The 20,454-nt window shown below is 67.0% G+C and carries 24 protein-coding genes; 13 read left to right on the top strand and 11 right to left on the bottom strand.

Annotated features, from left to right (window positions below):
* Positions 1-16 precede the first annotated feature (16 nt).
* From ligA to ABN273_RS46015, 9 genes are all read right to left on the bottom strand, one after another.
* On the bottom strand, positions 17-2,113 hold the full coding sequence (gene ligA / locus ABN273_RS46055) for an NAD-dependent DNA ligase LigA (protein WP_349455919.1): 2,097 nt from the start codon (positions 2,111-2,113) through the stop codon (positions 17-19).
* Positions 2,114-2,332: 219 nt separating this feature from the next.
* Positions 2,333-3,547, bottom strand: a complete 1,215-nt coding sequence (locus tag ABN273_RS46050) for a D-arabinono-1,4-lactone oxidase (RefSeq protein WP_349455918.1) — start codon at positions 3,545-3,547, stop codon at positions 2,333-2,335.
* 148 nt (positions 3,548-3,695) lie between these two features.
* On the bottom strand, positions 3,696-4,643 hold the full coding sequence (locus ABN273_RS46045) for a Rossmann-fold NAD(P)-binding domain-containing protein (RefSeq protein ID WP_349455917.1): 948 nt from the start codon (positions 4,641-4,643) through the stop codon (positions 3,696-3,698).
* A complete protein-coding gene (locus ABN273_RS46040; RefSeq protein WP_349455916.1) occupies positions 4,640-5,467 on the bottom strand; it encodes a phytanoyl-CoA dioxygenase family protein in 828 nt (275 codons plus the stop codon). Before ABN273_RS46040 ends, ABN273_RS46045 begins: the two co-directional genes overlap by 4 nt.
* Positions 5,464-5,979: an HIT family protein gene (locus ABN273_RS46035; RefSeq protein ID WP_349455915.1), complete on the bottom strand. Its 516-nt coding sequence runs from the start codon at positions 5,977-5,979 to the stop codon at positions 5,464-5,466. The genes ABN273_RS46040 and ABN273_RS46035 overlap by 4 nt, the downstream gene beginning before the upstream one ends.
* Entirely contained in the window at positions 5,970-6,338 is a 369-nt protein-coding gene (locus ABN273_RS46030; protein WP_349455914.1) for a lantibiotic dehydratase, read from the bottom strand. Before ABN273_RS46030 ends, ABN273_RS46035 begins: the two co-directional genes overlap by 10 nt.
* Before the next feature lie 222 nt (positions 6,339-6,560).
* Positions 6,561-7,460, bottom strand: coding sequence for an aminoglycoside phosphotransferase family protein (locus tag ABN273_RS46025; RefSeq protein ID WP_349455913.1), 900 nt, complete (start codon positions 7,458-7,460; stop codon positions 6,561-6,563).
* A 181-nt stretch (positions 7,461-7,641) separates the two neighbouring features.
* Positions 7,642-7,956, bottom strand: coding sequence for a hypothetical protein (locus ABN273_RS46020; protein WP_349455912.1), 315 nt, complete (start codon positions 7,954-7,956; stop codon positions 7,642-7,644).
* Positions 7,953-8,327: a hypothetical protein gene (locus tag ABN273_RS46015; protein ID WP_349455911.1), complete on the bottom strand. Its 375-nt coding sequence runs from the start codon at positions 8,325-8,327 to the stop codon at positions 7,953-7,955. Before ABN273_RS46015 ends, ABN273_RS46020 begins: the two co-directional genes overlap by 4 nt.
* 477 nt (positions 8,328-8,804) lie before the next feature.
* Here ABN273_RS46015 and ABN273_RS46010 point away from each other — a divergent pair, with 477 nt between their 5' ends.
* Positions 8,805-10,055, top strand: a complete 1,251-nt coding sequence (locus ABN273_RS46010; protein ID WP_349455910.1) for a helix-turn-helix domain-containing protein — start codon at positions 8,805-8,807, stop codon at positions 10,053-10,055.
* Between the two features lie 17 nt (positions 10,056-10,072).
* Complete coding sequence (locus tag ABN273_RS46005; protein ID WP_349455909.1) at positions 10,073-10,549, top strand: hypothetical protein; 477 nt, start codon at positions 10,073-10,075, stop codon at positions 10,547-10,549.
* 49 nt (positions 10,550-10,598) lie between these two features.
* Here the strand turns inward: ABN273_RS46005 and ABN273_RS46000 are convergent, their stop codons facing one another.
* Entirely contained in the window at positions 10,599-11,354 is a 756-nt protein-coding gene (locus ABN273_RS46000) for a GntR family transcriptional regulator (RefSeq protein WP_349455908.1), read from the bottom strand.
* 247 nt (positions 11,355-11,601) lie between these two features.
* On the opposite strand from ABN273_RS46000, the gene ABN273_RS45995 reads away from it, so the two are divergent.
* From ABN273_RS45995 to ABN273_RS45945, 11 genes are all read left to right on the top strand, one after another.
* A complete protein-coding gene (locus ABN273_RS45995; protein WP_349455907.1) occupies positions 11,602-11,970 on the top strand; it encodes a hypothetical protein in 369 nt (122 codons plus the stop codon).
* Positions 11,967-13,406 (top strand): hypothetical protein, encoded by a 1,440-nt coding sequence (locus tag ABN273_RS45990; RefSeq protein ID WP_349455906.1) that lies wholly within the window; start codon positions 11,967-11,969, stop codon positions 13,404-13,406. The genes ABN273_RS45995 and ABN273_RS45990 overlap by 4 nt, the downstream gene beginning before the upstream one ends.
* A gap of 199 nt (positions 13,407-13,605) precedes the next feature.
* Positions 13,606-14,034 (top strand): SsgA family sporulation/cell division regulator, encoded by a 429-nt coding sequence (locus ABN273_RS45985; RefSeq protein ID WP_349455905.1) that lies wholly within the window; start codon positions 13,606-13,608, stop codon positions 14,032-14,034.
* A gap of 158 nt (positions 14,035-14,192) precedes the next feature.
* A complete protein-coding gene (locus ABN273_RS45980; RefSeq protein ID WP_349455904.1) occupies positions 14,193-14,459 on the top strand; it encodes a hypothetical protein in 267 nt (88 codons plus the stop codon).
* Positions 14,449-14,904, top strand: coding sequence for a hypothetical protein (locus ABN273_RS45975; protein WP_349455903.1), 456 nt, complete (start codon positions 14,449-14,451; stop codon positions 14,902-14,904). The genes ABN273_RS45980 and ABN273_RS45975 overlap by 11 nt, the downstream gene beginning before the upstream one ends.
* 14 nt (positions 14,905-14,918) lie before the next feature.
* Positions 14,919-15,353 carry a hypothetical protein gene (locus ABN273_RS45970; RefSeq protein WP_349455902.1) on the top strand — a complete coding sequence of 145 codons (435 nt, stop codon included), beginning with the start codon at positions 14,919-14,921 and terminating at the stop codon, positions 15,351-15,353.
* Positions 15,350-16,264 carry a hypothetical protein gene (locus ABN273_RS45965; RefSeq protein ID WP_349455901.1) on the top strand — a complete coding sequence of 305 codons (915 nt, stop codon included), beginning with the start codon at positions 15,350-15,352 and terminating at the stop codon, positions 16,262-16,264. The genes ABN273_RS45970 and ABN273_RS45965 overlap by 4 nt, the downstream gene beginning before the upstream one ends.
* Before the next feature lie 92 nt (positions 16,265-16,356).
* Positions 16,357-18,267: a hypothetical protein gene (locus tag ABN273_RS45960; protein ID WP_349455900.1), complete on the top strand. Its 1,911-nt coding sequence runs from the start codon at positions 16,357-16,359 to the stop codon at positions 18,265-18,267.
* Positions 18,267-18,605: a hypothetical protein gene (locus ABN273_RS45955; protein ID WP_349455899.1), complete on the top strand. Its 339-nt coding sequence runs from the start codon at positions 18,267-18,269 to the stop codon at positions 18,603-18,605. The genes ABN273_RS45960 and ABN273_RS45955 overlap by 1 nt, the downstream gene beginning before the upstream one ends.
* A 182-nt stretch (positions 18,606-18,787) precedes the next feature.
* Positions 18,788-19,051, top strand: a complete 264-nt coding sequence (locus ABN273_RS45950) for a hypothetical protein (protein ID WP_349455898.1) — start codon at positions 18,788-18,790, stop codon at positions 19,049-19,051.
* Between the two features lie 241 nt (positions 19,052-19,292).
* Positions 19,293-19,721: a peptidase inhibitor family I36 protein gene (locus ABN273_RS45945; protein ID WP_349455897.1), complete on the top strand. Its 429-nt coding sequence runs from the start codon at positions 19,293-19,295 to the stop codon at positions 19,719-19,721.
* Between the two features lie 368 nt (positions 19,722-20,089).
* On the opposite strand, the gene ABN273_RS45940 is transcribed toward ABN273_RS45945, so the two are convergent.
* Complete coding sequence (locus ABN273_RS45940; RefSeq protein ID WP_349455896.1) at positions 20,090-20,323, bottom strand: hypothetical protein; 234 nt, start codon at positions 20,321-20,323, stop codon at positions 20,090-20,092.
* Positions 20,324-20,454: the final 131 nt, after the last annotated feature.

Here is a 20,454-nt window from a genome sequence, read left to right as displayed (position 1 = left end):
CGCCGCTCCGGGAAAGTCAGGTGAGGTAGGTGGCGAGGCGCTCGGCGAGTTCCTCAGGCGTGATGGTCTTGATGCCGAGAGTGCGGGCCTTGTCGAACTTGCTGCCAGCGTTCTCGCCTGCGACGACCAGGTGGGTGCGCGGGGAAACGCTGGAGGACGCACGGCCCCCCGCCTGGGCGATCAGTTCGTTCATCTCGGTGCGGGAGTACTCCGCCAGGGGCCCACTCATCGCCCCGGTCACCACCACCGTCATCCCGGCCAACGGCAGCCCTTCTCCTGCTCCCCCGGATTCCTCTTCCCCATCCTGCGCGCCATCAGCGGCAGCAGCGGGGACGCCGGGTTGGGTCATGTTAACCCCCGAGGCCACGAGCTTATCGATCACGGGGGCGATCTCGGCCAGTTCCGCCACGATGACCGGAGCCTTCTCGCTGCCGATTCCGTCGACCTGCTCCAGCGCCGCGGCGTCGGCGTCCCGCACCGCCTGCATCGAGCCGAAGTGCTTGGCGATGCGCAGCGACATGGAGCGTCCGGTGCCCAGTATGCCGAGGGCGCAGAAGACCCGGTTGAGCGGTTTGCTCTTGGCGGTGTCGATGGCGGTCAGGAGGTTGTCGGCGCTTTTCGCACCCATGCGGTCCAAGGTCAGCAGTTGGTCGCGGGTAAGGGTGAACAGGTCAGCGAAGTCCTCGATCAGGCCCTTGCCGACCAGCTGCACGATGATCTTCTCGCCGAGGCCGTCGATGTCCAGGGCATCGCGGGCGACCGCATAGCGGATGGCTTCGATCTGGCCGCAGGCGCGGCCCCGGACGCAGCGCCAGCGTTCCTGAGTGCGGTCGATATCGGCCCCGCAGCGCGGGCAGACCTGGGGGAAGAAGATGGGCTGTTCGTCACCGGTGCGCAGGGTGGTGACGGCGCCTTCGACACGGGGGATGACTTCGCCGGCGCGGTAGACGATGACGTGGTCGCCGAGCAGCAGGCCACGGCGGGTGATGTCGGAGGGGTTGTGCAGAGTGGCGTAGGTGATGGTCGTGCCTGCGACGTTGACCGGGTCGAGGACTGCGCGTGGGGCGATGATGCCGGTGCGGCCCACGCTCCATTCCACCGCGCGCAGCACGGTTATCTTCTGGGCGGCGGGGAACTTGAACGCAATGGCCCAGTGCGGGGTGCGTGAACCCGCGCCGGCCTGGACCTGGTCGGCGGGCTCGTCGGCCTTGATGACGGCGCCGTCGAGCTCGAAATCCAGCTCTGCGCGCAGGGTGCCGATCTCCTGCACCCGGGCCAGGACCTGGTCCAGCGTGGTGTAGGAGCGGGTGGCGACCGGCGTATCGACCGTGGTGCCCAGCCCGAGGTCGGCCAGGCGCGCGATGAGCTTGGTGTGGGACAGATTCTCCAGGGTGAGGTCACTGGTGTGCTCGGGGTCGGTCAGGGCGGCGTAGGCCAGGAACGTCTGCCCAATGTGGTAAGCGCGGTCCTTGGCTCGCAACGACCCGGAGGAGGCATTGCGGCGGTTGGCGAACACCGCCCCCCCGTGTGCGGCTCGCAACTCGTTGGCTGCGGCGAACTGGGCCTCCGTCATCAGAACCTCACCCCGGACCTCGACCGTGATCGGCTCGGTCAGGGTCGCGGGAAGGCCAATGATGTCCCCGATCGCGTGGGACACGTCTTCACCAGTCGTCCCGTCACCCCGGGTGACCAGCTGTACCAGTCGGCCGTTGCGGTAGCGGGCGGCCAGGGCCACGCCGTCGAGCTTGGGCTCCACCGCCCAGGCGGTCACTGCACGCCCACCCAGGCGCCGCTCCAGCGACGCGGCCCAGGCCCTCAGTTCCAGGTCCGAGAAGACATTGCCCAGGCTCAACATCCGCACTGTGTGCTCGATCTCGCCGGTGGTCACCCCGGCCGCGACCTGCTGGGTTGGGGAGTCCGCCGCGACCAGGTCGGGGTGCTCATCCTCCCAGGCCGTGATCGCGTGCAGCAGCCGGTCGTAGGTGTCATCGTCCATAGTGGACTCGCCGGACCCGTAGTACGCCTCGGCAGCAGTGCGCGCCTGCGCGACTGCCCGCAGATAGGCATCTTCATCAGCCAGGACAGCGGCCGACGCCGTGGAGGACTCGTTCATGCTACTCATTGTGACGACTGGCACTGACAGAACGGTGCGGCTTTGAGGATCGCTGGCAGGCCCGACAACGGGCCAAGAATGTCAACGCCCGGATGTTCTCACCACAGGACGCTGGTGCACCACGATCGGTCAGCACATCCCGCCTCTTGGAGTCGGCGTGCGCGCGATACAAAGCTCGGATAGGAGCCTTAGACGCGGGGCTCACGCCCATGTACGGGGTCATTCGGTGGGAAGTCCTAGCGTGCGGTAGAAGGTGTCGTTCTTAAATCGTCCGCGGGGGTCGAATCTGCCTATGGCCCGGCGGAACTGCGAGAACCCGCTGGTGTCAGCGTCGCGCACCAGTTCCGGAGTGAAGTATTTGCCCCAGTGCGGTCGGCCGCCCAGGCTGTACAACAGGCGCTGTATGTCGTCGAACAGCGGGCGGGCGGCGGTGATCCGGCCTTCCGCGTTCATGTACGACACGAAGCCGAAGTAGGTGCTGGGGACCGCGCGGGTGGGGCTCAGGTGGCCGCGCGCCCGCCCGGTGGTCCGCAGGATGACGGGGTAGTGGAGCTTGTAGGGCGAGGCGCGCAGGAGGTCTTTGAGGCAGACGTAGGCTTCGGGGAAGGCGTCCAGGGGGACGGCGATCTCCATGTTCAGCTGGGGTGCCGGGATCCCATTCTTGAATATCTCGTTGAGCGTCCCCTTGGAGTCGGCCGCGCCGAGGAACTTTTCCAGGGTTCGGGTGGCAGGTGTATGGCCCTGACCGTCGCCGATGTCGGCCATGAGATGACGACGGGTGCGGGCCACGACATCATCCAAGTCGGCGGGTCGGGCGGTGTGCAGGTCATGGGGCAGGTCGGCGCCGTCGTGTGTGATCCAGGCGTGCGCGACCTTGTGTTCGGTGAACCACCAGCACTTGGCGGCCGCGGATTCGCGGTTCCAGGCCGGGTAGTGCTCGGGCAGGCTGTCTTCGGTGACGGTGACGCGGCTGCAGCACAGCTTTGCCGCAGGGCGGCCGCGAAGTTCTAGGCCGACGACCACACCGAGGCACCCGAGGTTGAGGATAGCGGACTCGAAGGCGTCGTCGGCCGGGGTGAGTCGGTGCAGGACGCCGTTGCCATCCATGAGTTCGATGACTGACACGCAGTCGGAGAGAGTGCCGCCAGACAGGCCCTGTGCGTGGGTGCCCGTGGCGAGGGCGCCAGCTAGTGTCTGAGCTGTGATTACGGGTGGGCAGGCGTCGGGTTCGAGTCCGTGCTTGTCGAACATCTGCCACACGTCTTCGAGCAGGGTGTCCCCGGTGACGCGCAGGTATTCTCCGCGCAGGTCACACACTCCGCGGCCAGGGAGGTCCAAGACGATGCCGCGGGTGCGGTCCGGGCATTGGAGCTGCGTGGGATAGGTGAATCTCGACCCAAGGACGCGCACCTTGGCTTCCCCGTGCGCCAGCATCGTCTCCAGCTGTTCCAGGGACGTGATTCTCGTCCAGTGGCCTTGGTCGGCGATGGTGACGTTGCCGCACCAGTTTGTGAGATTCATGCGACACCTCCTGAGCGGTCTGCGCTTCTGGCGAGTGCGTCGGTTCGGTTGCCCAGAGCGTTCACGCGGGTCCGAACATGTGCTGTATTGGCGGGTGCGGGTGGGGGCAAGAGTTGAACTCGGGGCCGAAGCAGCACGCGTGGGCCTGCGTCCATGCCGCCAGACTGGTGGTGTGGCGGCCCATGAGTTGCTCGGCAACCCGGGTCGGCGTAGCGTCCCCCTCAGCGCTGATCTGCTTCCACAGGCCGAGCACCTGCGCGGCGGCGGGCCGGTGCATCCCGTACTTGCCAAGGCTCGTCAGGAAGTGCTCGTCATCCTGGCGCTTGAACGTGATTGGACGCCCGGTCGCCGCTTGGAGGGCCAAAGCCCACTCGGCGCAGGTCGCCTGCGCATGATGGCTCATCAACCCGCGGGTCAGGTCGATGGACCCAGGGGAGAGGATCTTGCGGCAGAACAGCGCGGCGGCGTCGTCACAGCTGATGTACGAAAACGGACAGTCGGCGTCGACGGGGAAGGAGAACGACCCGTTCTTGGCGATGGACTGGCACTGATAGAGGATGTTCTCCAGGAACATGGGCAGTGAGACGAGGTCGTACTCGATCCCGGATTTTTGCAGCAGGCCTTCGAGCGTTGCCGCTTCGTCGGCCATGGCGCACTGTCCCGGGGCAAACTGGATGCCCAGGCACACGATCTGATTGACGCCGGCCTTCTGAGCTGCCCGCAGATACATGTCTCCGATTTCGACGCGGCGGTCGATGGGGGGCACCATTAGCATGGTGTCGGTGCCGGACAAGGCCTCCGCCAACGTTGTGGGATCGCTCGGCTCCCAGTCGCGAAGCTGCACGTCGATGTCGTGTACGGCGCGTCCGGCGATGTGAGCTTCTGGAATTGCCAGACGCAACGTCAGCTGCGGTGCGTCAATGGCAAGTCGCCGCAGGGTGTAGTGGCCTACCTTGAAGAAGTTGCGCGTCGCGCCGAGCACCGTGACGATTCTCGTTGAGCTGGTCATTGCGCATCCCAGCTGTGCGTTGCGGTGGCCTCCTTGTACAAGTCCACCGGGTTGACTTCGTTGGAGGAGTAGCCCAGCAGCAGCCGGTTTTCAGGGGAGAGGTGGTCGGCTGCGGTGGCCGGGTCGCAGTGGTGGTCGTACGGACGTAGCCACGCCTGCCCGAATCGGACGATCGCGCTGCGCCGCTCCTGTGTCAGATTGGGCAGGACGGCATGCCACATGGTGTTGCCGAAGATGACCGCGTCGCCGGGCTCCGCCTGAATAATCAGGGCGCCGTCCGGGACGCTGCCCTGAGCGAGAGCGTCGTTCGCCGACTCCCAGTAGTCATCGTCCTTGTGGTCCACGGACCACCGGTGGGAGCCGGGGATGAGCACGAGATTGCCGCTGTCCTTCGGCCGTGTATCGGTGAAGAACACCTGGGCTTTGAGATGCAGCGGCCCGTTCACCTCATCGTACGGACGCTCCAGGAAGGCTCCGGAGTCGCGGTGCCATGGCTCGTGGGCCTGCTGGTAGACCGCTCGGCGCAGCATCTCGCTGCCCAGGACCTGGATCGACTCGTTGAGAATCCGGTAGGGGACTGACATCAGGTCGCGGCACCCGAAAAGCAGCTGGTACTCAGGGATGATGTTCGCGGCGTTGCGCACGTGCGTCAGGGCGCGGTTCGTATTGAACGAGCTGTGCGTCAGGTCCGGGGCCCGGTCGTCAGTGAGCTGCAGGGCGGCATCGTCCAATATCTTGACGACAGCGTCGGGTACGGCCTGCTTGATGAGCACGAAGCCCTGCTCGGTGAACTGGGTGTGGGCGGAGTCGGGTGAAATTGTCATGGTGCGCTGCTTTCTGCTGGTTTAGTGGGCGGTAACGGGTCAAGGAGCGCTGCGCGTAGGCGCTGTGCTACCTCGTGTTTTCGGGCGGGATCAGCCAGCCGAGGAAAAACAACGATCGAATCGCCGTCGTAGCGCGGCACGACATGCATGTGGAAGTGGAACACCGTCTGATGGGCGGCCAGACCGCTGGCGTGCACAAGGTTGACGCCGGATGCCGAACAGGTCACGTGCAGGGCGTTCGCCACCTGTTTCGCGGTCGCCATGACCGACTGAAAGGACTCGTCCGAGATATCGAATAGGTCCCGGCAATGCTGCTTAGGGACGACCAGTGTGTGTCCGTACGTTGCCGGCAGGTGGTCCAAAAAGCACAGGGTGTCCGCCGTCTCCGCAATGACGTGGCTTTCGACCTCCCTTTCGATGATGGCGCAGAAGACACAGGGAGACTGAGCCTCCTGGACCGGGCCTTGCGCCGAGTATCGAGACAGCCAGCGAGGGTCGAGGCTCAGTTCCATGGCGTAAAGGGGCACCCTTCCACTACGACGTGCTCAGGCACACGGCCAAGGACGTACGCCAGGTTGTTGACGCACACCTCGACATCCGCCATCAACGCGGCGTCCGCCTCCCGGGCGCTGATCGCCTCGTCCAGTGCCCGGGGGTCGGCTCGGGCGACGATTTCGTGATCCCCCCCGACATACACGGCGGACGTCTCGCCGAAGTCGCTCAGACAGACGCCAGCGAAGAAGCCGAACGGCGTGGACCGGCGCTCGTACCTAATGGCGTATCGGGCGGGTGTGAGCGCGGCACAACGCGCCCGGCGGGCGTGCGACGACCGCCCGTCCAGGACTGCCTCAACCTGGTGGGCAGTGCTCATGTCCTCTTCTCCTTGTCCTGTGTTGGGGTCCCTGACGTGGGGTTTCCGCGCAGAGATGTGGAAGGTGAGTGGCGCAGGCCGAAGCGGCTGCGGGCGGACTTCGGCCTGCGCCAAGAGGTGCGGGACGGCGGGGACACTGTGCCGCCCGCACATGGGCGCGGCATGTGCAGCGAGAATCGCTGCCATGGTGTGGGTTGCCGCGCCAGCATCATCAGCTTCCGATCAGAGCCTGGTCAGCCGGTAGACCAGCCACTTGCGACCAGCGTCAGCGAGGCGGGTCTGTTCGGGGCGGCGCATCGGGTGCCCGTACTCGGCCTGGTACAGGCACGCCAGCGTCCACAGTGCGGCCAGCCCGGCTACCTGCGCGGGAGGCGCCTCCGCCCATGGGAACACGCCCGACAGCAGGGCGTCGGCCTGCTCCGGGCTGTGCCCGGCCTCGACAAAGTGGGGCGCCAGGAGAGCAAGGTCCACCCACGGAGCGCCCTGGCATGCCTGCGACCAGTCCACCGCGTAGACGAGATGGTCCTTGATGCGCAGGTGCCAGGGGGCGAGGTTGCCGTGCAGCAGGGTGTCCCCTTGCAACGCCTCAGGAGCGAACCCCTGGAGCGCTGTCTCGAAAAGGTCGCGGCCTCGCAACCGGGTGGGCGGCTTGTCCAGCATGCGCTGCCCCATCGCCCACAGGCCGGCGACGAGTTCGGTGACCTGCCGAGCGCCGTCCGGGCACGGGGTGAGCGTCTTGCCCAGCCGCTGGACGGCGTCCAGGACGAACGGCACGTCATCCGAGTCGGGAGCGAGGAACGCGGAGGCGGCGTGGTCGTTGATGAGCTCGAAGGCGAGCAGCAGCCACCGGTCCGCGGTGGTGTTCCACAGCAGGCGGGGCGCGGGGGCATCCAGGGGCAGGTTCAGGGTCGCCCACCGTTCCCGCTTGTAGAGCGGCAGGTCCGGGCTGCGGAGCGGGGTGGCTCTGAGGAACACGTTCTGGTGCGTGCCATACAGGTTCAGGGTCACCCCGGTCCGGGAACTGCTGACGTGCAGTGCCCGGCGTATCGGGCCCGTGTGCCCTTGGACGATGGCGTTACGGACGGTGGAGGGGAGCTTCTCCAGGTCGAGAAGGTCGTTCACTGTGCCTCCATTGGGAGTGGCGGCTTGGGTGGATGTCTCTCACCCCAGGGAGAGGAACGTGGCTCGTCCCTGGGGTGAGAGACGATTGATGGCGTGGCTGGCGCATGTCCACGTCGGCCCGGAAGAGTCGGGGTGCCGTTCCAGACGCCTGGATAGCGCCTGGCAGGCGGAGATTCCCGCGTCATTGGGGCGAGGAGTCCCCTGCTGTGTCGCTCAGCGAGGCACCCTTGTGGGTTTGAAGGTGTTTTTGCACCAGCGCTATGTAGGCGGCGACGGCGTTGGCGTGTACGCCGCGCGCCGTCTCCTCGTAGCCTTCTTTGCCGTCTTTGCGGAGGATGAGGTACTGGCCGCCCTCGGACGCCAGATCGTAGACGCCGCAGCATGACGTGTCCCTGACCCGCAGCACAGCGCCTCTGCCAGACGTGTACGGCTCCCACGTGAAGCCGTCAGACGCTGGTTCGTGTTGGACCTCCAGGCCGGGCGTTACCTCGCTCACGCGTCCGCCTTCCACAGATCGTCCGGGAGCTTGTCCACCAGCAGGGGCGGCACCACGGGCGCAGCTTGAGCGGTAGCAAGGCGCCGGCACTGGTCGTGGGCCTCCAACACAGCCGGCCACAGATCCCTCGGCGTCCGGCCCTTGCGGTAGGTGCCGCCTTCGCCCCAGGGACCTTTCAGAAACGCTGTGAGGTGCTGGCCCCATGGCTCCCAAAGAACCGTCCACCAGCCGTAACAGTGCTTCTCCACGCCTGCTGCCCAGGAGCGGCCTTTGCCGACGTCGATGATGGGAGCGGGATAGTCCAGAATCCCCGGCATGCGGCCGGAGCGGATGGTCGCCGTTGTTACCTCGGCGTGGTTGCTGGTCGTCATGGTGCCTCGTATCGCTGCGGGAGTAGGCGCATTAGGGAGGAGTTGGCAGAGGTGCTGTTGGCGCGAAGCTCGGCGTACCGCGCGGCGATACGGCGTGCGCAGCCCGCCACATCGCCAGCGCAGGCGTACGTGTAAAGACGACGGCCTCGCCGTGACATTCGGCCCGTCCACCACCAGCACAGGCGCCCATCGGTGTGACAAACGAGGTCGATCCACACAGAGACCAGGGCGATGCCGTCTCCGTGGTTCACGTCGGCCTCAATGCGGTACTCCGTGCGCAAATGCGCCCGGAGTTGGTGAGCCACCGTGCTGGCTAACTCCACCACTGGCAGAGGGCCAAGGTGGACGTCAGGGAAGGTCACGTATCCGAGCGTGATCCGCAATGCGCCTGGGGTGAAGCCGCCAGTCCTTTCAGAACTGGGGTTATGCCGATGAAGACTGAGGCTGCCGAAGCATATTGCGGCGTAACCTAGCCTCATGGCGAGCCCGAAGCCCCTCCCCCCGAGCTTCTGGGATCAGCCAGCCGTGGTGGCTGCTCTGGTCTCCTGCGACATGGCGGCGATCCTTCGCGCGATCCTTGCCGAACGTCAATGGAGCCAGGAGCAGCTCGCGGACGTGCTGGAGTACAGCCAATCGTGGGTGTCCCGTGTCATTCGTGGCCGGGCGCTCACCGTGGACCAAGTCCGCGAGATATGCCACCGAGTCGGGGTACCCATCCACCTAGTCCGGCTCGGTGCCGGAGAAGGTGACACCACGAACCGCAGACAGTTCGGGAGGACCGCGGCCGCCGCCGCAGCCCTCGCGGTCATCCCATCAGCACACGTTCCTCACGCTGAGCCGACAGACACCACTGCCACGACCCTCACCGCGGTGACCGGCCTGCAGCGGCGTCTGGAAGCCACCACCCCAGCCCGAGAACTGGCGCCGGGCGCAGTAGCACACCTTCGCGTGGCACGCTCCGCCCTTGCCCGGGGGGCTGCTTCCAACCATCGGGCCGAACTGCTCGGCGTCATCGCCGAAGCTGCCGGGTTCGCTGCCTGGCTCCACGCCGACATGGCAGACGCCGGCACAGCCCGCACCTTCTACCGGGCCGCGATCGACGCCGCACGCAAAGCCGATCATCCGCTCCTCGCCGCTTACATGACGGGCAGCTTGGCGCAGTTCGAGGTGGATGAGGACCCCAAGCTGGGGCTGCTCCTCCTCGGGCGCGCTCGGGCTTTCGTCGGGCCGCGACCACCTGCCACGCCTCACGCTTGGCTCTCGTGCCTGGAGGCGCTGGCGTACGCCACAGCCCGCGACGGGCGCGCCTGCCATGCGGCTTTGTCCGCAGCCGAGCGAGCTGTACAAGCGGGCCGGCAATCGTCGCCGCCGTGGCCGTGGGTGTTTCCGTTCACCGACGCGAAGCTGGCAGGGTTTCGGGCTTTGTGCGCGGTTCGGCTGGCTCAGCCAGATGTGGCGATAGCCGCGTTTTCCGCGTCGCTAAACAGCATCCAGCCTGCCGAGAAACAGCGCGCCACTCTCCTGCTGGAGATTGCGTCCATCCGGCGTATGCAGGCCGAGTTCGACGAGGCGTTCACCCTGGCGTCCCGAGCGCTCAGCACAGGCGTCCTATACGGGTCCGAGCGCGTCATCCAAGCAGCGCGCCGATTCCGTAACTCCTACCAAGGCCCGATGCTGGCCAGCGTGGAAGCGTTTGACCAGCGGCTCCTAGCGGCCACGATCGGATAGAGGTGACATTCCCGCTCATGACTCTGCGCATCGCAATCTCCGGCCATCGAGGTCTACCGCCCGCGGTCGAGCAACAGGTGGACGGCATGCTTCGCCTTGCCCTGGCCGAGCTCGACGAGCCCGTCATCGGACTGTCGTGCATAGCGGACGGCGCCGACACCATGGGTGCCCGCGCGATACTCGACGCTGGCGGGCAACTCGAGGTCCTCGTGCCCGCCGAGAAATACCGAGAGGGGCTGCCCGCCGAGCACTGGCCCGCCTACGACGAGCTGTATCAGCGGGCCGCGCGCATTCACGAACTGGACTTCGTTGAGTCCACCTCCGAGTCCCACCAGACCGCTTCCGAACTGATGCTCGACCACGCCGACGTGCTGTGGGCCGTGTGGGACGGCCTGCCAGCGCGAGGGTACGGAGGAACCGCGGACGTTGTGGCGGCGGCCCGTGACCATGGCATACCGGTGCGGGTGTTCTGGCCTGAAGGAGCGTCTCGCTGACACTGAGTCCATTCGCGCTGCGGCGGTCAACCCAAGTGGTCGGGCGAGATCATCGGCTCCTCAGCGGCAGGTCGTCGGTCTGGAACCGGATCCGTCGCGTGTTCGCCACCCGGTGCAGCAGCTCCACCGGCTGGGCTTCCCCATCTCGGGTCACGCGCTCGGCGGTCAGGACCGTCACGCCGGGCCGGAGCCGCAGTGTGTCGGCTTCGTCTTTCGTCGCGGTACGTGCCCCGATGAGTTCGCGGACCCGGGCGGTCGCGGGGTCGAGCACGCCCGCGGCGATGAGCGCGGCCAAGATGCCGCCATCGACCTTGCCGCTGCCGGCCACGGGGGTGCCGTCGACCAGGGCGAGCGGGTAGTACGCCGTGTCGAGCATGACGGCCCGGCCGTCGAGGAGCGCGTGCCGGTCGCGGCGGACGACGGTCGCGCCGACGCTGAGTTGCAGGGCTCGGGCGACGTCGGGTTCGGTCGGGACCCGCTCGACGGAGATGAGCTGCATGCTGCCGGTGCGTCCGGCGTTGTGGCAGGCGGTTTCCCAGGGGCCGAGTCCGTTGCTGGGCGGGGTGGCCATGCTGAGGTCGATGTAGAGGGGCCGCAGGTCTTGGACGATGAGGCCGCGGTTGGCGACGCGCCAGACTAGGCCCTCGTCGCGGAGGATCTTCACGGCGGCGCTGATGGTGTTGCTCGTGGTGTCGTAGGTGGCTTTCATGGCGTTCTGGTTGGGGAGCACGTCGCCGGGCGCGTAGGTGCCGTTGGTGATGAGCTCGCGAAGGTGGTTCGCGATCTCTTCGCGCCTCGTCGTCACGTGCCCTCCCTCCTGCTGGTGTTGTGCCTCGATCACGAGATGTTGCCACAAGCTCGTTTGACAAGTGATCGTGTCGTGATTCATCATGCTCTCAGTACGCCATGTTATCTAGATAACATGGCGTACTGACGCATAAAAAGGCGGCCCCCGGAACGCAGCGGGTACCCATCCCGCACCGGAGGCCGCTCAGCTCCCAACCAACCCGATTAGGAGAACACGACCTACTGAAAGGCTGTGTGAGAAAAGTATGACACGCGCTAAGTCGCCCACGACGGATCTTCCCCGACGCCACTCCCTGGCCGACCGGATCACCGAGAAGGGCCTGTGCACCAGGCCCGGCGTCGACCCCGACCACTGGTTCCCCGAGGTCGAGCCTGGCCGCAACGCCGCGAATCAGCGTCGCTTCTACGAGCAGGCCGCCGCCGAGCGCTGCAGCGGCTGCCCGGTCATGTACGAGTGCTGGGTGACGGCCCAGGTCGAGGAGGGCGGCCTCCTCATGGAGCGCGGTCACGAGCCGCACGGCATTCGGGCTGGCCTCGCTCCCTGGGTGCGCCTCGAACGCCTTATTGCAAGCGATATTGCCAGCAACATCGACGACGAAGAGGAAGCTGCGTGAACCCCTCCACGCTGTTCGACTACGCCGCCGACGTCTTCGGCTACATCACCATCAATCCGGGCAGCTCGGCAGTCATCGCGGCCGTCTCGCTGGCGGGCCTGGTGGGGGCGTTCCTGGGCGGTCGCACTCTCTTCCGGACGGCCCGCAACTGGTGGTCGACGCGCCCGACCGAGGACGCCATGACCATCGTGGCCGCGTCCATCGCGACCGGCGTGTCCGCGCAAGGCATGTGGCGGTTCTCCGGCGACGTGCTCGGCTTCGACGGCCCACTGCAGCTCTTGCTGTTCGCGTTCATCGAGGTCGCGATGGTGACGTCCGCCGTGCGGGCGCGCCGGAACATGCGGGTGACCCACAAGGCGGGCATCGACGGCCTGGCCGTGTGGGCGCTGACATGCCTGTCCGCGGTCCTGTCGGCGATGGACTCGCGCAGCTTCGCCGAGGCGGTGTTCCGCTTGGCAGCGCCGCTCGTCGCCGCGTGGCTGTGGGAGCGCGGCATGACGATCGAGCGACAGAAGCTCACCGGCCGGACCCGGATCAACTGGCGGCTCACCCCTGAGCGGATGCTCGTCAAGGCGGGCCTGGCCGAGACATCCGACCGCACCGCGACCGAGGTCGACACGCACCGCCGCCTCACCAAGGTCGCCCTCGCAGCGAAGAAGGCACGGGCGCTGCGCGAGGCCAGCTCCTCCGACCGCAAGCAGCGCGCCGCCCTGGCCAAGCTGGACAAGGCGATGGACCGCGCCGTTGAGTACACCGGCCTCGTGCAGGATCCGGCCAGGCAGCAGCAGATGCTCGCGCAGATCGCGGCACTCTACAACACCACGAAGCTGACCGAGATCGAGCCGCGCCCGTTCTGGCAGCAGCTCGCCGACGACCAGGCGGCGAAGGAGGAGCGGGACCGTGTCGCGGCGGACGCCATGGCGCAACTGCGCGGCTTCAGTGACCGCCACGCCTTGCTGCCTCCCGTTCACGCAAGCAGTGTTGCTCGCATCGGTGACACGCCTGGTGCTGCCCCTCGTGACACGCCTGGTGGCACAGGCGGTGGCACACCTCGCGACAGGGCTGGTGGCACGCCCGGCGGCCCGGCACCGGCCCCTGTAACACGCCCCCGCCCGCCCGTGTCACGGTCTCCGAAGACCGTGACACGCAAGCAGAACGGCACGCGTCATGGCACACCGGCACAGCCCAGCAAAGAGGAGCTCGCGCGGCGCATCGAGTGGCTGCATGACGTTGCCAAGACCAACCCCGGCATCGAGGTCACGGACCTCCGTGACAAGGCAGTCGAGGAGTACGGCGTCAGCACCCGCACGGCGTACCGGTACATCAAGGACGCCGGGTTGATGCCCGGTGACACGGAGCCCGGTGACACACCCCGTGACACGACCGGGGACATGCCTGATGGCACGACCCGTGACACGCCCGACGCAGCGGCGTGACACAGCAGATGACACGCCACCCCTCACCCATGGAGGACATCATGCGAACGCCCCCGCGACGCCCCACCGGACCCAACGTCATCCGGTTCATCGTGATCTACCTGCTGGTGCAGGGAGCGGCTATCGCAGCTGTCGCCGCCGCCGTGTCACTGATCAAGTAGCCCCCGCACGACACCCCAACCAACCCGAAGGATGCGACATGGAACCCGCGGCGAACCTCGTCAAGCTCAGCACCGTCCTGCCGATGTGGCAGGCAGACAACGCCGACAACTTCCTCATGGCGTGGCTGCACTTCCACCCGGCTGACCCGTGGTTCGTGCAGGTGTACGTCTCCGGCGGCGTTGTCACGCTGGACGTGCCCCGCGACGTCCTCCTCAAGGGCCTGGACGAGCTGGCCGTCTGCGAGGACCTGAAGGTCCAGCCGTCCGGTGAGCCGATGTGGACTCTGTGGACCTTGACGTGGAACCCGGACGAGCCGCTGACGTTCCGCGTGCCGACTGCGAACCTGCGCTCATTCCTGGCCGAGACGCAGAAGCTCGTGCCGTCCGGCGCCGAAGAGTTCCGGATCGACTGGGACGCCGAAGCCGAGCTGCTGTTCGAGGAAGCCCAAGAAGGTGACATTCCGTGACCGGGCGGCAGGGACGATCCGCGACCGCCCGGCGCTGACCGGCAGCTTCGCGGACGGCCCAACACGCGCCCGCGTTGCGCAGCGCGCGCGCCCGCGCATGCACGCGCGCGAGGCGCAGCCTACCAAAGATCACAGAGCGTAAGTAGGGGGAGTAGCAAGTGGCCAAGGACCGCACCGGCCCCGAGGAGCGGAAGGCGTACCACACCGACCGGATCAACCGCGAGCGGAACGGCGTCCGCCGCTTCTGGTGGACCGCGTGCTGGGTCGCGGCTGAACTGACGCAGCTCGCCAGGCGGGACCCCGCCAAGGCTCACGCGGACGCCCTTCACCTGGCCAAGCAGATGCGCGGCATCGCCGCCGACCTGAACGACAAGCACCTGAAGTACCTCGAAGCCCGGAAGGGGGGGACCAGCCGTGTCGTATGAGCTGAGCCTGCCCAAGGACGACGGCGACGAGCAGCCGGAGCGGGACAACGTGGTCGTCGGCCCGTTCCCGGCACCGGCCGCCGCCGCGCCCGTCCCGGCCGAGCAGGACGAGCCCGAGAACGCGGTGTCGCTCTGGTCGACGGCCACGGCCGAGCTGCTGCCCCGCGCAGAGCAGCTGCTCGACGCGCTCGTGGTGGGCGACGGCCTGTTCGGGCAGCGTCCTGCGTCGATCGCGACGCTGGTCCGGCAGTACTGGTTCGACCCGCCGCAGTTCGTCCGCGACGCGATCGCCCTGCGGGTGCTCTACGGCCTGTACGGGGTGCCGGTCGTCCTGGCGAACATCACCGCGCAGACCCTCCTCCTGATCATCCGCTATCCGACGCTGCTGACCGCCGTGATTGTCGTCGGCGCGGTCGTGTACCTCGTCACAGTCGTTCTCGCCTGAAAGGCAGGCCCCTCATGAAAGTCGAACTCACCGTTGGCCTGGTCCTCGGCGGCCTCGTGGTGTGCCTCATGTTCGCAGGCCCGGCCATCGTGGTCATGCTCCACAGCAAGCTGTTCAGGAAGATCCACTTCCTCGTCGCCATCTTCATGGTCCTTGGCGGGGCGGGCCTCATCAGCGTCGTCGCTTGGCTGGTCCGCCTCGGCGCCGACTGGGGTCTGACGGTGTGGATCGGCGTCCCCGGGTTCCTCGCGCTGGTCGTGGTTAGCGTCGGGGTGATCATCGGCGTCTCCGACTGGGACATCGGTAGGCCGTCGCAGTATGGCCTGTTCGCCCTGCCCGCGCTAATCACGGTCGTCGTGATGACGGGCGGGCCGACGTGGGCCTACGTCTCCGCGCAGTTCACCTCCAACGCCAACACGCTCAAGTCGCAGGTGGAGGGGTCGAAATGATGATGGTCATCCTCGCCCTGGTGCTCGCCGGACTCATCTCCGGCGTCATCCTGTGGAGGCGGCCGAAAGCCCGCACCGCCGCGAAGGCCGTCACCGCCGGCGCGTGGAAGTCGGGCCGGGCCCAGGCCGCGGCCGAGTTCCGCAACGGCTACAAAGCGACCCGCGACGCGTACGACCGGGCGCAGAAGGCGCTGCAGGGACACGGCACCAAGCGCGCCCGCGCCGTGTCGGCCGTGCTGGAGCTGCTGGGCGTGACAGTGGTGACGGCGGGCGGCGCGGTGTACGGCGCGGCCAAGACCATCGGCGCGGCGCAGCGCATCCTCGTCGAAGCCGCCAGGGGAGGCCGCGACGCGTACAAGACTCTCGAGGTCGAAGCTGAAGTCGTCAAGGACGTTGTGCACGACGATCCGACGTACGTGGTGCCGCCCGTGGCGAACGGCGGCAAGCTGATCACGAACACGATCATCATCGCGACCACCGAGTGCGAGAAGTGCGGCGCAAAGCACTCCGTCATGCTCCAGCCGGGCCAGGACAAGTCCGTGGCCAAGTGCGAGTGCGGCCAGGAGCTGCACTTCACCCGGGCCGCCCCCACCGAGACAAACACGCAAGCACAAAGGCAAGCATCAACCGACAACCCGAGCGCTGAGCAGGCGCCTCAACCGGAAGGAACCCCCATGGCAGCCCAGGAAGCAACCGGCCTCACCAGCTACTCGCAGGCGCACGAGGAGATCGCACAGCAGCTGATGCAGCTCAGCGTCACCAGCAACAACCTCGTCGCCTCCATGGGCGACACCATCGCCCAGCACTCGAACCTGATCGGCAACGCCGCCGTCCTGCAGGACCTGTTGAACCAGGCCGCGAACCTCGCAGCGCAGATCGCGAAGGACGCGGCGGCCGTCGCCACCGCGTGACCGCTGAGGTTGCGGGTTCCCGCCACGGCGTCGTCGTGGCGGGTACCCGGAGCAGAGCGATCACCCCTGACGCCCGGAAGGGAGCGCCCATCATGGCCACCATCGCCGCCCAGAAGAAGACCGAACCCGAGACAGAGCAGCCCGAACCGCGGAAGGTGCGCCGGGCCATCCGACGCATCAAGCACCGGCAGCGCGGACGCATGGCGTTCGCTCGGCCGGTGGTGTGGCTGGCCACCATCCAGGCCACTGCCGTCCTGGCCGACGCGACCGGCCTCGGCCTGACGCTCACCGGGCCGGCCGTTGTCCTGGCCGCATCGACGACCCTGGTCAAGGCGAGGCGGCGCGGCGAGAAGCCCCGCATGAGGCGGAAGGGCGCGGGGTATCTGTGGCTGCTGATCGCCACGTTCGTCGGCCCGTTCGGCCTGATTGCGCTGGTGCTGTGGGTCGTTGGCCTGGCCACGTCGGTGCCCTACTGGTACGACTTGTACCGTTTGGCGGGCTGCCGGGCCGCACGGCCGAAGGCCCTGCCGAAGAGCAGCGTGTCCGGCGTCGAAGGTTGGTGGGACGGGACCGTCGTCCCGAACCACCAGGCGTTCGCCGGTACCCGTCTCACCGCTCCGGAGCCCGTCCCGGGTGGCTTCACTGCCGTCGTCAACGGCGTACCCGGCAAGACCGAGTTCGACAAGATGGACAAGGCCAAGGGCACCATCGCATCGGCACGCCGCGTCCCCCTAGACCAGGTCGAGCTGAGCCCGGCGCCGGGCGGCGACTACTCCGGCGCCCGGGTCACGGTGGTCGAGAGCGGCGACAACCTGCGTCAGGTCCGTTACATCGAGGAATACGCCGCGGCGATCGACCCGAACACCGGCACGGCGCAGGTCGGCTTCTTCTTCGACCTCAAGCCCACGCACTGGTCGTTCTGGACGCCGGACGCGGGCGCGCAGATGGGCATCAACGCCGGGTCGACCGGCCTGGGCAAGTCGGCGTTCGGCGGCACGAAGCTTGCGCTGGTGCATCAGTGCCCGCTCGCTGTGGCGGTGCTGCTGGACAACCAGGACGGCAGCTCGCAGCCGGAGTTCAACGGCCGCACAGCGATCAGCCGTGAGGGCGTTCAGGCGTGTTGGGAGGAACTGCTGGCGCTCGACTACGTCATGGGCCGCCGCGCCGACTTCGTCGCGCACGTCCCGTGGGTCGATGACCAGAACCGGGAGCGGCACGGCAAGCCGTACTTCGTGCCGGGCGACCCGGACATGCACGACCTCAAGCTGATGTACATCGTGGTCGAAGAGCTGTCCCTGCTGCTCAAGGACGACGTGTACGGCGCGGACGCGACGGAGCTGCTGGCGTTGGCCGCGAAGACGTGGCGCAAGCCTGGCGGCGCGATCGACGTGTTCCTGCAGAACCTCGGCCTGGAGAACTTCGGCGGCAAGCCGATCTCCAACTCGCTCCGCTCGAACCTGGCCGCCGGCGGCAGCGTCGCAGCGTTCCGCACCGGCTCCAGCGTCGACTACAACATGGTCGGCCTCGCCGCCGACCCGTCGAAGCTGCCGGAGTTCTGGGAGGGCACGACCCAGAAGACCCGCGGCCTCGGCTACACCAAGGGCATCGACGCCCGGCCCGGCGGCAAGTGGCGGGCGTCGATCTCGCGTGACCTGTTCGGCATCGCGTCCATCCCCGCGGCAGCACAGCTCGACGAGATGACGCTCAGCTTCTACGAGGAGTACCGCGACATGGTGCGCCGTGGCGTCGACCCGGCCGCCGCGACGCCGGCGAAGGCATCTCCGGTGGCCAAGCCGCAGTGGTCGTCAGGGGACGTGGAGGCCGTGGTCGAGCACGCGCTGATCAGCGGCCCGAAGGAGCTGGGCGCGGTCTGCGTTGCGGCGCGGCGGCGGCTTGGCGACATGCCGCTCGGCGAGGTTCCCGCCGCGTTGCGGGCGTTGGAGAAGGCAGGCCGGGTCCGGAAGTCCGGCGACTCGTACCAGCTCGTTGAGGAGGTCAAGTGATGAGCGTCGTTCCCGCGCCGTCTGCCGGGTGGTCCGACTCCGCACTGCGCGTGACGGCTGTGATGTTGTCGTGGCTTGCGGCAGTGCTGGCGACCGCGTTGCTGTGCCAGCCGACGCACGGTACGAAGGTGCTGGCCCCAGTGGTCGTCGCCGTAACGGTCGCCGTGGTCATCCTGTTCGGCCGTCCGGTCAGCGGCGCTCTCGCGCTGTACAGCGCGATGGTTTTCGCCATGACCGTGTGGGGCGAGGTGGGCGGCGCGGTCCTGGTCGCGTCGACCATCACCGCCCTGGTGTTGTTTCCCCTTCACGCCGTCCAACCAGGCCCGGGGGGCCGATGATGCCGAAAACTGAGGACCCGACGTACCTGCCGCGTGAGTGGCTGACCAGCCTGTCCGACCCGTGCAGCCGTGGACGCTGCGCTGGCTGCAGGTACAACCGGTGCGGCCACGACTGCCATCATGAGTCCAATTCTGCAAGCTCTATTGCTGGCGCGTAATCTCACACCCCCCAAGGAGGCGGAATGTCCAGGAAAATGACCGGCCCGGAGCATGCCAGAGCTGCTCTGGATTTTCTCGCAGAAGCAAAGAAGCTCGTAGAGGCCGCGGATAAGGACAGCAAACCGGATTGGAGAGCGGCGTTCGCTGCGCAGGCTTCCGCTTGCGCGGACATCGCGGCCGCGGAGCTCCAGGCTGCCCAGCTGGCCTTACAGGTCGTCGCGGCACCGATGGCGGGCCTCGACCCCCGTCAGGCCAAGGAGTGGCGCGACATCACGGGGGTGATGTGAAGCCCTGCTCACACTGGATAGGCGCTGAGGCGCGTCACTGTGGCGACACTCCTGCGAGGTTGTACCTGCAAGATGTAGATCGCAAATGAATCAACACCCCATGAAGAACGTCCAGGACCTCGGTCTTTTCCTCCCGAGTTGAACACGATGACAGGCGGAGCCGAGCACAGGTGAACTAGAGAAGTCCACCAGGAGACCCACGGCAACCCGCGAAGGGATCATCATGCCCAGGATCAGAACCATGCTCATCGTCTTGGCCGCCACCGGCCTCGTCGGCGTCCTCACGGCCTCGACGGCCCAGGCTGGCATCTCGGCCGCATCGCACGGCCTGAGCGCCGACGGGTATTTCTACGCCGCCAGGGATGCCTATGGGAAAGGCCCGTACTGCCGATGGTCCACCAGTGACCCCGATTGGAGCACCTGCAACAGAAGCGACGGTATCGGGACCATCGGCGGCATGCGCAACAGGGCGTCTCAGATATTCAACAACACAAACAAGGCCGTCATCGTCTATTGGGGCCTCAACTACACGGGCGCCTGGCGCTGCCTGCCCCCCGGCAAGGCGTATGATGACCTGTCTCGCTGGGGCTTTCCCCCCAACGGTGACGGTGATGGTGAAACAATGGACGACAACATCTCCTCCCACAAGATGGTCGCTCGCTGCCCCTGAATCGTGAGACCACGGGATTGCTCCGGCCTTTTGGGCGGCCCTCTCCTTTCTCCCGCGTGACACGCAGGCTCACCATACCCGTTCGCCAGCAGGCTCTTAACTGAGGCGCCCACGGGCAGCGCGCTGGCAGTTATTGCTCGCGGTTGCGCTGATCTGCCAGGCTTGCCGCCATGACGAGACACGGTGATCAAGGCGGCTGGGCCGCGGGCGACACGGGCGGCTGGGCGGCAAGCGTGAGCGGCGGTGTCCGCAACGTCGGCGGCATGCGGCACCTGGGCGGCTGGTAGCCCGTACGGCAAAGACGATGGGCCCGAATCCTGATCAAGGGATTCGGGCCATAAGTAATCTTGCAAGCAAAAGGACTCGCTTCAGGCGGCGGAGGTAGACCTGATCGTCCGTGCCCGCTCGCGCTGGGCGCGGATCGAAGCCTCCAGGTCCGTCAAGGACATGCGTCCCGGCCGGTGGGCGAGCCTGGCCGCCTCGGCGGGGGAGAGAGCGTCGCGTTCGGCGCGAGCGCGGGCCAGGAGCTGACCAGCTGACGCTAGCGCTTTTGCTCGCGCTATATGAGGCGAGTTGAGTTCGGACAGGGGAGAAGTGGTCACTTGTTCATGATAGATCGCTGGCTCAGCGGCTCACGGAAGGTGTCGCGGTGTTGTAGATCTGCCCTAGTCTCATCGGCGTGGGGAGGCCCGAGGTGAGCCCGGACGCGGGTGCAGAAAATGTCGCTACTAAT

The organism is Nonomuraea sp. B19D2 (assembly GCF_040137845.1).
Taxonomy (GTDB): domain Bacteria; phylum Actinomycetota; class Actinomycetes; order Streptosporangiales; family Streptosporangiaceae; genus Nonomuraea.
Note: the sequence above shows the minus strand (reverse complement) of the source record. Positions and strands in the feature narration are given on the sequence as shown.

What these genes read in the sequence shown, in the direction of transcription:
- ligA (WP_349455919.1), bottom strand. Translation starts at nt 2,113, where the DNA reads ATGAACGAGTCCTCCACGGCGTCGGCCGCTGTCCTGGCTGATGAAGAT.
- ABN273_RS46050 (WP_349455918.1), bottom strand. Translation starts at nt 3,547, where the DNA reads ATGCTGGCGCACGGGGAAGCCAAGGTGCGCGTCCTTGGGTCGAGATTC.
- ABN273_RS46045 (WP_349455917.1), bottom strand. Translation starts at nt 4,643, where the DNA reads ATGACCAGCTCAACGAGAATCGTCACGGTGCTCGGCGCGACGCGCAAC.
- ABN273_RS46040 (WP_349455916.1), bottom strand. Translation starts at nt 5,467, where the DNA reads ATGACAATTTCACCCGACTCCGCCCACACCCAGTTCACCGAGCAGGGC.
- ABN273_RS46035 (WP_349455915.1), bottom strand. Translation starts at nt 5,979, where the DNA reads ATGGAACTGAGCCTCGACCCTCGCTGGCTGTCTCGATACTCGGCGCAA.
- ABN273_RS46030 (WP_349455914.1), bottom strand. Translation starts at nt 6,338, where the DNA reads ATGAGCACTGCCCACCAGGTTGAGGCAGTCCTGGACGGGCGGTCGTCG.
- ABN273_RS46015 (WP_349455911.1), bottom strand. Translation starts at nt 8,327, where the DNA reads ATGACGACCAGCAACCACGCCGAGGTAACAACGGCGACCATCCGCTCC.
- ABN273_RS46010 (WP_349455910.1), top strand. Translation starts at nt 8,805, where the DNA reads ATGGCGAGCCCGAAGCCCCTCCCCCCGAGCTTCTGGGATCAGCCAGCC.
- ABN273_RS46005 (WP_349455909.1), top strand. Translation starts at nt 10,073, where the DNA reads ATGACTCTGCGCATCGCAATCTCCGGCCATCGAGGTCTACCGCCCGCG.
- ABN273_RS45995 (WP_349455907.1), top strand. Translation starts at nt 11,602, where the DNA reads ATGACACGCGCTAAGTCGCCCACGACGGATCTTCCCCGACGCCACTCC.
- ABN273_RS45985 (WP_349455905.1), top strand. Translation starts at nt 13,606, where the DNA reads ATGGAACCCGCGGCGAACCTCGTCAAGCTCAGCACCGTCCTGCCGATG.
- ABN273_RS45970 (WP_349455902.1), top strand. Translation starts at nt 14,919, where the DNA reads ATGAAAGTCGAACTCACCGTTGGCCTGGTCCTCGGCGGCCTCGTGGTG.
- ABN273_RS45965 (WP_349455901.1), top strand. Translation starts at nt 15,350, where the DNA reads ATGATGATGGTCATCCTCGCCCTGGTGCTCGCCGGACTCATCTCCGGC.
- ABN273_RS45960 (WP_349455900.1), top strand. Translation starts at nt 16,357, where the DNA reads ATGGCCACCATCGCCGCCCAGAAGAAGACCGAACCCGAGACAGAGCAG.
- ABN273_RS45955 (WP_349455899.1), top strand. Translation starts at nt 18,267, where the DNA reads ATGAGCGTCGTTCCCGCGCCGTCTGCCGGGTGGTCCGACTCCGCACTG.
- ABN273_RS45950 (WP_349455898.1), top strand. Translation starts at nt 18,788, where the DNA reads ATGTCCAGGAAAATGACCGGCCCGGAGCATGCCAGAGCTGCTCTGGAT.
- ABN273_RS45945 (WP_349455897.1), top strand. Translation starts at nt 19,293, where the DNA reads ATGCTCATCGTCTTGGCCGCCACCGGCCTCGTCGGCGTCCTCACGGCC.